Source organism: Flavobacterium sp., from assembly GCF_020217025.1.
In the GTDB taxonomy this organism is placed as follows: domain Bacteria; phylum Bacteroidota; class Bacteroidia; order Flavobacteriales; family Flavobacteriaceae; genus Flavobacterium.
On sequence record NZ_JAIWOF010000161.1, the window covers coordinates 1 to 10,000 of the forward strand.

Annotated in this window: 9 protein-coding genes; 8 read left to right on the forward strand and 1 reads right to left on the reverse strand. The window is 33.5% G+C overall.

Annotation, left to right across the window (positions count from 1 at the left end):
• From LDL23_RS08150 to proC, 5 genes are all read left to right on the forward strand, one after another.
• Positions 1-272: OsmC family protein (locus LDL23_RS08150; protein WP_291265255.1), on the forward strand; the 272-nt coding region annotated here is incomplete at its 5' end.
• Between the two features lie 97 nt (positions 273-369).
• Positions 370-600, forward strand: a complete 231-nt coding sequence (locus LDL23_RS08155) for a DUF3820 family protein (protein WP_133607617.1) — start codon at positions 370-372, stop codon at positions 598-600.
• A gap of 129 nt (positions 601-729) precedes the next feature.
• A complete protein-coding gene (locus LDL23_RS08160; RefSeq protein WP_291265256.1) occupies positions 730-2,343 on the forward strand; it encodes a CTP synthase in 1,614 nt (537 codons plus the stop codon).
• Between the two features lie 40 nt (positions 2,344-2,383).
• The gene (gene yidC / locus LDL23_RS08165; RefSeq protein ID WP_291265257.1) at positions 2,384-4,270 is read left to right on the forward strand and encodes a membrane protein insertase YidC; all 1,887 of its coding nucleotides are present in this window, start codon (positions 2,384-2,386) and stop codon (positions 4,268-4,270) included.
• 58 nt (positions 4,271-4,328) lie between these two features.
• A complete protein-coding gene (proC, locus tag LDL23_RS08170) occupies positions 4,329-5,129 on the forward strand; it encodes a pyrroline-5-carboxylate reductase (RefSeq protein ID WP_291265258.1) in 801 nt (266 codons plus the stop codon).
• A gap of 60 nt (positions 5,130-5,189) precedes the next feature.
• On the opposite strand, the gene LDL23_RS08175 is transcribed toward proC, so the two are convergent.
• The gene (locus LDL23_RS08175) at positions 5,190-6,119 is read right to left on the reverse strand and encodes a fasciclin domain-containing protein (RefSeq protein ID WP_291265259.1); all 930 of its coding nucleotides are present in this window, start codon (positions 6,117-6,119) and stop codon (positions 5,190-5,192) included.
• 185 nt (positions 6,120-6,304) lie between these two features.
• Between LDL23_RS08175 and LDL23_RS08180 the strand changes: the two genes are divergently transcribed.
• Genes LDL23_RS08180 through LDL23_RS08190 form a run of 3 tightly spaced genes read left to right on the forward strand, consistent with a single transcriptional unit; the run spans position 6,305 to position 9,933 of the window.
• Positions 6,305-7,069, forward strand: a complete 765-nt coding sequence (locus LDL23_RS08180; RefSeq protein ID WP_291265260.1) for a hypothetical protein — start codon at positions 6,305-6,307, stop codon at positions 7,067-7,069.
• Positions 7,070-8,257, forward strand: coding sequence for a tRNA 2-thiouridine(34) synthase MnmA (gene mnmA / locus LDL23_RS08185; protein ID WP_291265261.1), 1,188 nt, complete (start codon positions 7,070-7,072; stop codon positions 8,255-8,257).
• A 59-nt stretch (positions 8,258-8,316) separates the two neighbouring features.
• Positions 8,317-9,933 carry a S8 family serine peptidase gene (locus tag LDL23_RS08190; RefSeq protein ID WP_291265262.1) on the forward strand — a complete coding sequence of 539 codons (1,617 nt, stop codon included), beginning with the start codon at positions 8,317-8,319 and terminating at the stop codon, positions 9,931-9,933.
• The last annotated feature ends 67 nt before the right edge of the window (positions 9,934-10,000 follow it).

Here is a 10,000-nt window from a genome sequence, read left to right on the forward strand (position 1 = left end):
CCGTAGCTAACGGATTAGCTAGTTGTATGTTCACCGTTATGGGAATCAAAGCACGTGATTTAGAAGTAGATTTTTCAGGTTCTACCGCAGAAGTAACCAAAATTATGGGAACCGAGCCAAGAAGAATTACAGAAATTCACGTAACCTTCCATTTCTCCATTAATCCCGACGAAAAAACAAAAACAATTTTGGAAAGAACCGCAATGACTTGCCCAGTTTCCTACAGTTTGCATCCAGATATTAAAAAGGAAATTGTTTTTAATTGGAAGTAAATAGATAAAAGAACAAAGATGAAAGAGAAAAGAAAGTAGACCATTTTAAAAAGTCTTTCATCTTTTCTCTTTTCTCTTTTTTCTATCCTCTCAAAAAATGACCAACCAAGAACTTCTCGTAAAACTCGCACACACTAAAATGCCTTTTGGCAAATACGAAGGCTATTACTTAATCGACCTTCCGGAGTATTATGTGGTTTGGTATGCCAATAAAGGTTTCCCTAAAGGACAATTAGGCGAACAATTAAAATTAGTCCACGAACTCAAACTAAACGGCTTAGAAGAACTTGTTAGAAACATCCGCAGAAACTTTCCGAAACAAAAATAAATTGTTTACAATATTAATTACAAAATTGATACATCGACTAATTGGCACATTGACTAATTAGTATTATCTTTGCACGATTTTATTACAGATAAAAGATATTTATCGCAACAACAACACAACAACAACACAATGAACCAAACTAAGTACATTTTTGTTACCGGAGGTGTGACTTCTTCTTTAGGAAAAGGAATTATCGCAGCTTCGTTAGCCAAATTATTGCAAGCCAGAGGATACCGAACGACCATTCAAAAGTTTGACCCTTACATCAACGTAGATCCAGGAACATTAAATCCTTATGAACACGGAGAATGTTATGTAACAGACGATGGAGCAGAAACGGATTTGGATTTAGGTCACTATGAGCGTTTTTTAAACGTTCCTACTTCTCAAGCGAACAACGTAACAACTGGAAGAGTCTATCTTTCGGTTATTGAAAAAGAACGCAGAGGAGAATTTTTAGGAAAAACGGTTCAAGTGGTGCCTCATATCACAAACGAAATTAAGGAACGCATGCAGTTGCTTGGAAAATCGGGTGATTTTGATATTGTAATTACTGAGATTGGTGGAACTGTTGGAGATATTGAATCATTACCCTACATTGAGTCAGTTAGACAATTGATTTGGGAATTAGGTGAAAATAATGGAATCGTTGTTCATTTAACGTTAGTGCCGTATTTGGCTGCTGCCGGAGAATTGAAAACGAAACCAACGCAACATTCAGTTAAAACCTTAATGGAAAGCGGAATCAAAGCCGATATTTTAGTGTGTCGTACCGAACACGAATTGTCGCAAGATTTACGTCAGAAATTAGCGTTGTTCTGTAATGTGAAAAAAGAAGCAGTAATTCAATCGATTGATGCGTCGACTATTTATGAAGTTCCCAATTTAATGTTGGAAGAAGGATTGGATAGAGTAGCGTTGAAAAAATTAGATTTGCCAGAAAAAAATACACCAGATTTAAACAACTGGAACGAGTTCTTATTTAGATTGAAAAATCCGAAGCACGAAGTAAACATTGGTTTGGTTGGAAAATATGTAGAATTACAAGATTCGTACAAATCAATTTTAGAAGCGTTTATTCATGCTGGAGCAGCAAACGAGACAAAAGTAAATGTCATTTCGATTCATTCGGAGTATTTAGATGCCAATTCGGCAGAAAATCAGTTGAAAGATTTAGATGGTATACTTGTTGCACCTGGTTTTGGCGGTCGTGGCATTGAAGGTAAAATCGACACGGTTCGTTATGCAAGAGAAAATAACATTCCGTTTTTCGGAATTTGTTTAGGAATGCAAATGGCGGTAATTGAATATTCTCGTAACGTTTTAGGTTACGCGGATGCGAATTCAACCGAAATGAATGAAAATACAGCTCATCCAGTAATTAATTTAATGGAAGAGCAAAAAAATATTGAAAACAAAGGAGGAACTATGCGTTTGGGCGCATGGAAATGTAGTATTAAAGAAAACACGTTGGCACAAAAAATCTATGGTAAAACTGAGATTATGGAGCGTCACCGTCACCGTTACGAATTCAATGGTGCGTATTTAAACGAATTAGAGAAAGCAGGATTAGTAGCTTCAGGAGTAAATCCAGATACGAAGTTGGTAGAAATTGTTGAAATTCCTACACATCCTTTCTTTATCGGCGTTCAATACCATCCTGAATATAAAAGTACAGTCGCTAATCCACACCCACTTTTTGTGAGTTTTGTAGCCGCAGCTGTGCAACATAAAACTAAATAAACTGTTCCCTTAAAAGGGAACACTGAACACTAATAATTAGATGGAAGAAAAAAAATTAGACCTTAATTCGATTATCGGATTTGTATTGATTTCTGGAATTTTAATTTGGATGCTATGGTCAAATGCTCCAACACCAGAAGAATTAAAGGAAAAAGAGAAAAAAGAGCAAGTTGAAAAACAAGCCAAAGAAGTTAAAACCGTAACTTCAACTGTTGCCGCAACTCCAGTAGCAGATTCTACTAAAAATGCTGCAGCACAAGCGCAATTAGGTTCGTTTGGATATTCTGCAACACTTCCATCAGCTACTGATGCTGTTACCGAAATTAAAAATGAAGTTTTATCGCTTAAAATTTCTAATAAAGGTGGATATATCGTTGATGCAACTGTATTAGGTTTTGATCAATTTGAGAAAAATTCTAAAAAAGCAGTTCAACTTATTAAAGACAACAATGCTTCTTTAAACATTGCTTTAAATACAACTGATAACAGAACATTGAATACTAAAGACATGTATTTTGAACCTAAGTTAACCACTGAAGGTAAAAATCAAGTCTTAACGTTACAATTAAAAGCAGGTCCAGATCAGTTTTTAGAATATCGTTATGTGTTAAAGCCTAACGAATATATGTTAGACTTTGCAATTCGTTCTCAAGGATTAGAAAAGGTAGTAAATACTTCTAAACCATTAGATTTAGAATGGCAATTAAAATCATATAGAAACGAGAAAAGTGTTACGTATGAAAATAGATATACGGAGTTAGTTTTTGAATATGAAGATGGAAAAGATGATTATTTAAATGCGGCAAGAGATTCTGAAGACGAAGCGAAAGACGTTTCTTATATTGCTTTCAAACAACATTTATTTACTTCAATTCTATTAACCGACACTAAGTTTAAAACGGCTAAATTTAAGTCAGATAATTTAGTAGATGATGCAAAAGTAGATACTGTATTTACAAAAAATTTCACGGCTCAAGTTCCATTAGAATTTAAAAATGGCGCTTTAAACTATAATATGAATTGGTATTATGGTCCTTCGAAATACGAAATATTAGATAATTACAACAGAAATTTAGACGAAATCATGCCATTAGGTTGGGGAATTTTCGGATGGATTAACCGTTACATTTTTATTCCGGTTTTCGGATTTATTTCAGCTTTAGGTATTGGTTACGGAGTTACAATCATTTTGTTCACAATTTTAGTTCGTATTGTAATGTCGCCTGTAACGTATAAATCATATTTGTCTCAAGCAAAAATGAAAGTGTTACGTCCTGAAATTGCAGAATTGAATGAAAAATTCAAGGACAATCCAATGAAGAAACAACAAGAAACGATGAAGTTGTATTCTAAAGCAGGTGTAAATCCTATGGCAGGATGTTTACCAGCCTTGATGCAAATGCCAATTTTCTATGCGTTGTTTCAATTGTTTCCTTCGTTATTTGATTTAAGACAAAAATCATTTTTATGGGCAGACGATTTGTCTTCTTATGATAGTATTTTACAATTACCATTCACTATTCCTTTTTATGGTAATCACGTGAGTTTATTCCCAATCTTAGCTTCTATTGCTATTTTCTTCTATATGAAAATGACAACTGGAGATCAAGCTATGAGTGCACCACCTCAAGAAGGTATGCCAGATATGGGAAAAATCATGAAAATCATGATTTATTTATCACCAATAATGATGTTGTTTTTCTTTAATTCAAACGGATCTGGATTGAGTTTGTATTACTTTATCTCTAACTTAATTACTATCGGAATTATGTTAGTTATTAAAAACTATATCGTGAAAGAAGATAAAATTCACGCTCAAATTCAAGAGAATAAAACGAAAGAGAAAAAGGAAAGTAAATTCCAGAAGAAAATGCGTGAAATGATGGAGCAAGCAGAAGCTCAAAAAGCCGCACAAAAGAAAAAATAATTTTATCTTAATACAAACCCTGTCTTCAATCGACAGGGTTTCTTTTTATAATTTAATAATGAAAATAGCTATTATAGGATTTGGTAATATGGGACAAACCTATGCCAACAGTTTTATGAGTTCGGGCTTTGTAGGAGCTTCAGATATTTTAGTTTTGAACAAAACAAAAATTGAAGAAAAGAATAGTTTTGGAATTGATTCAACAAATTTTTATATAGAACCAAATCCCCAAATCTTTGAATCAGATATTTTAATTTTAGCTGTAAAACCTCAAGATTTTAAACAATTAGCTTCTGAAATAAACCCATTTTTAAATCCAGAACATGTAGTATTATCTGTCATGGCTGGAATTTCAATTGAAATGATGCAAAAGGAATTAGGAGTTAGTAAAATTGTACGCTCAATGCCAAATATTCCAACACAAATAGGTGAGGGGATGACTGTTTTTTGTGCCTCAAATACTGTGGATAGAAAAGAACTTTTCATCGTTCAGAATTTAATCAATACTACTGGAAAATCGATTTACATAGAGAAAGAAGAAATGTTAAACGCTGCTACAGCCGTATCAGGTAGTGGACCTGCTTATGTGTTTTATTTCATGCAAGCTATGATTGAATCGGCTGTTAAATTAGGTTTTTCAGCTTCTGAGGCTGAGTTTTTAGTAAGTCAAACTTTCTCAGGTTCTGTACAATTGCAAAACAGAAGTAAATTATCAAACGAAGCTTGGATTCAACGCGTTGCTTCAAAGGGTGGAACTACAGAAGCTGCTTTATCTGTTTTTAATCAAAAAGAACTTCAAGAAATTGTAATAGAAGGAATAGAAGCCGCAAATACAAGAGCCATAGAATTAGGATCATAAAAAAACGCTTTCCAAAGGAAAGCGTTTTTTGTTCATAGCAATTTTATTAATAGAAACGAATTAATCTAAGTTTGGAAGTAATACTTGATTTACAGCATGTATTACACCATTTGAAGCTTGCACATCGGTAGCAACAATATTTGTAGCTCTACTTTGCTCATCTGTAATTACTGTTCCAGAAATTGTAAAAGTTCCTGTTTCAAAAGTAGTTATTGGACCTGATGGAATCGCATTAGATAAAACGTTCGCACCAGGAACAACATGATAGGTTAATACAGCTGTTTTTTGTGTAGAATTCAATCCACCATATAAATTTAATGTTGCAGTATCAAATGCACTATTTAATGGAGCAAAAACGGTAAAAGGAGAACTAGCAGTTCCGTTAAGAGTTCCAACTAACTCTTGTTCTGTTAGTAATGTAGCTAACGTGCTGAAATTTGGATTAGCAGTTGCATGTGTAACAATTGTTGGTAAACCAATAACTGCATCAACAACATGGATTACTCCATTATCGGCAGTAATGTCAGCTGTTGTTACACTTGAAACTCCATTAAGTCTAACACCTGATTCTGTGTTGATAAACATACTTAATGTGTTTGTAGAAGAAGCACTACCTGTTGCTAAAGTTTTAACGTAACCTGTAGTTAATCCTGAAGATAAATTGGTTCCGCTAACCACATGATTTAATAAAACTTGTGTTAGAGTTGGTAATGGAACATCATCTAAAGATTCAAAGCCATTGGCATCTAAAAAATCAATGAAAGCGTCATTTGTTGGGGCAAAAACGGTGTAAGAACCTTCTTGGTCAAGTGTTTCCGCTAAATCAGCTCGAGTTAGTGCATCGACAAGAATTGAAAAGTTAGGGTTTTCTGATGCGATATCAGTAATCGAATTGTTCTGTGTTGGACTATCATCATCAGAACATGAAAACATTAACGTAGAACTTACTACTAGTAACGTTAATTTGATTAATTTTGCATAGTTTTTCATAGTGTTTATTTTTTTTGTTTAACCAAAATTATAAAAGATGAAACAAATAAAAAACTATTTTGCTGCGTTATATAGCAGATTTAACTCACATTTATTTTTTGTTTAATCAGTATTTGGTCTAATATTTGATTTTTCAATGGTTACATTGTGATTAATAATTAATAAATTAAACAATAGTCAAAAAAATGAAGCAATTATTTCTTGCGTTTTTACTTTTAGGAGCTTTTATTACAAATGCTCAAGATAAAATTAACCAATTAGACGATAAAGGGAACCGTCATGGTTTATGGAGAGGAACTCACAAAGAGTCTAATCGTGTTCGATATGAAGGTACTTTCGATCATGGAAAAGAAACGGGTATATTTAAGTATTTTGATGATACAAAAGCAGGAACTGTTATTGCTACTAGAGATTTTTCTAAAGGTGATGGTTCGTGTTATGCGGTTTTTTATGATCAGAAAGGAAATAAAGTAAGTGAAGGGAAATTGGTAAACAAACTTCCTGAAGGAGAATGGAAATACTATCATTTCGAATCTAAACAATTAATGTCACAAGAATATTATAAAGATGGTAAACTTGATGGTGTTCGAAAAGTATTTTATAAAGACGGAACTATTGCTGAAGAAACCAATTATAAATTAGGTACTAAAGTTGGAGCTTCTAAAACATATTCAGAAAAAGGACAATTAATAGATTCTCATATCTATAAAAATGGTCAATATGATGGAGTTGCTTCTTACTATGATGGATTGGGCAATAAAATGTATGAAGGGAACTATGTTAATGGAAAACGTGTGGGAACTTGGAAGTTTTTTGAAAAAAACAAAGTAATTAAACAAGTTAAAGCCGCGAAATTTAGTCAAGAATTGATTAAATATGAGCAAAGAAATGCTAAAGAAGCATCCAAAACATTGGAACAGTTAAAAGAAGAAAAAGGAGGGCAAGAATAAATGAAAAGAGTAGTAGTAGGACTTTCGGGAGGAGTAGACTCGAGTGTTGCCGCTTATTTATTAAAAGAGCAAAGATACGAAGTTATTGGGCTATTCATGAAGAATTGGCATGATGATTCCGTAACGATTTCAAATGAATGTCCGTGGTTAGAAGATAGTAATGATGCGCTTTTAGTTGCTGAAAAATTAGGAATTCCTTTTCAAACGGTAGATTTATCAGAACAATACAAAGAGAAAATCGTTGATTATATGTTCAACGAATACGAAAAAGGAAGAACTCCAAATCCTGACGTATTGTGTAACCGTGAAATCAAGTTTGATGTTTTTATGAAAATTGCGATGTCATTAGGTGCTGATTATGTGGCAACCGGACATTATTGCAGAAAAGGAAACATCGAAAAAGACGGAAAAGAAGTTTTTCAATTGTTAGCAGGAAAAGATGGTAATAAAGATCAATCGTATTTTTTATGTCAACTATCACAAGAACAACTTTCGAAAGCGTTATTTCCAATTGGTGAATTAACCAAACCTGAAGTTCGTGAAATTGCATCAAAATTAGATTTAATTACAGCCGAAAAGAAAGATTCGCAAGGACTTTGTTTTATCGGAAAAGTACGCTTACCTGAATTTTTACAACAAAAATTACAACCAAAAGAAGGTGTAATTATCGAAATTCCAGCGGAAGCAGAAATATATCATCAAGAAAAACCTCAATTCAATTCGGAAGAAGAAGCTTTTGCTTTTGAATCGAGAAGAATTGATTATCTAAAAGTTCCAGGAAAAGTAATGGGTAAACATCAAGGCGCTCATTATTTTACTAAAGGACAACGCAAAGGTTTAAATGTTGGAGGAACAAAAGACCCTTTATTCATTATTGAAACTGATGTAGAAAAGAATATCGTATATACTGGACAAGGCAATCAACATCCTGGATTATTCAAAAAAGCATTGTTTATTGCAAACGATGAAATTCACTGGATAAGAGAAGATTTAGCTTTGAAAGAGGGTGAAAAAATGGAAGTAATGGCTAGAATTCGTTACCGTCAGCCTTTACAAAAAGCAACTTTACATCAATTCAAAGATGGCATGTATGTAGTGTTTGAAAATCCGCAATCCGCTATGACAGAAGGGCAATTTGTGGCTTGGCATCACGACGATGAAGTTTTAGGAAGCGGTGTTATTGCATAAAAACAATTGTAGTTTCTTCAATAAAAATGAGTAAATTTGATTTAATAAACCCAAATTTTATGAAGAAACTACTACTTTTTACATTATTGGTTTTCAATTTTGGCTTTTCTCAGGAAGATGCTTGGGTGTATTTTAATGACAAACCAGATGCCGCTTTTTATTTAAGTAATCCTTTACAGATGCTTTCTCAAAGAGCATTAGACAGAAGAACTGCTCAAGGAATTATTTTGGATAATACAGATGTTCCTATTGCTCAAACCTATATTGATCAAGTAACGGCAGCAACAGGAATTACCGTAATGGCAAAATCGAAATGGTTAAATGCGTTACATGTTAGAGGAACTCAAGCGGATATTCAATTACTAACTAATTTGCCTTTTGTAAATCATATTCAGTTCGCAGATGCTAGTTTGAATTCTAGACATTCTAATACGATTCAAAAAACTACAGTAATACAACCTGTAAACAAACAATTAGAAGTTTTAACCGATTTTAACTACGGAGGTTCATCGAATCAAATTCAAATGTTGAACGGTCATTTGTTGCACCAACAAAATTATACGGGTCAAGGTAAGATGGTAGCTATTATGGATGCGGGTTTTCCTGGAGTAAATTCTGCAAGTCCATTCCAAAGATTACGAGATAATAATTTAATTTTAGGAGGTTATAATTTTCCAGACAGAAATACCTCTATTTATACAAGAAATTCTCATGGAACATCAGTATTGTCTTGCATGGCTGGTTATGTTGATAATCAATTAGTAGGCACTGCTCCAGATGCTCAATATTACTTGTTCATAACTGAAGATGCAAATTCTGAAAATCCAGTAGAGGAATCGTATTGGGTAGAAGCAGCAGAAATGGCCGATAGTTTAGGAGTTGATGTTATCAATTCCTCATTAGGTTATTTTACATACGATAATATAAGCTACAGTTATTCTTATTCTGATATGAATGGAATCAAAACTTTTGCTGCAAGAGGAGCCGACAAAGCTTTTTCAAAAGGAATGATTTGTGTAACTAGTGCTGGAAATTCAGGAAATTCAGCTGATCCACATATTGCAACTCCAGCAGACGCGATAACTACTTTGACAATTGGTGCAGTAAATGCAACGGAAGATTATGTTTCTTTTAGTTCTATTGGACCATCATTTGACGGCAGAGTTAAACCCGATGTTTGTGCTAAAGGAGCTGGAGCAACCATAAGTAATTCTTCTGGCGTTATAACGACTGCGAATGGAACTTCTTTTTCGAGTCCAATTTTAGCTGGAATGGTAACTACTTTTTGGTCGGCTGTTCCCAATATGACTAATGCTCAAATCGTACAATTTGTAAAAGAATCTGCCGATATTTATGCAAATCCAACAATCTATAAAGGATATGGAGTGCCCGATTTTCAATTGGCTTTAACCAATGCTTTGTCTGTAGATTCATACGAAAACGATTCAATTATATTGTATCCAAATCCAGTTCAGGATAGACTTACAATTGTGTTTCCAGAATCAGAAACAACAAGTAAATTAGTTTTGTATAACAATATCGGACAACAACTTGAAGAGTTTGTTATTTCGGAAACAAATCCAACCATTTATTTAGATAATTTGGCATCAGGTTTGTATTTTTACCAATTGAAAGCAGCAAACAAAACAACACAAGGAAAATTATTGAAATTATAAATGAATAAAATTACCCAACTCTTCAATATAAAATATCCCATTATCCAAGGCGGAATGATTTGGAACA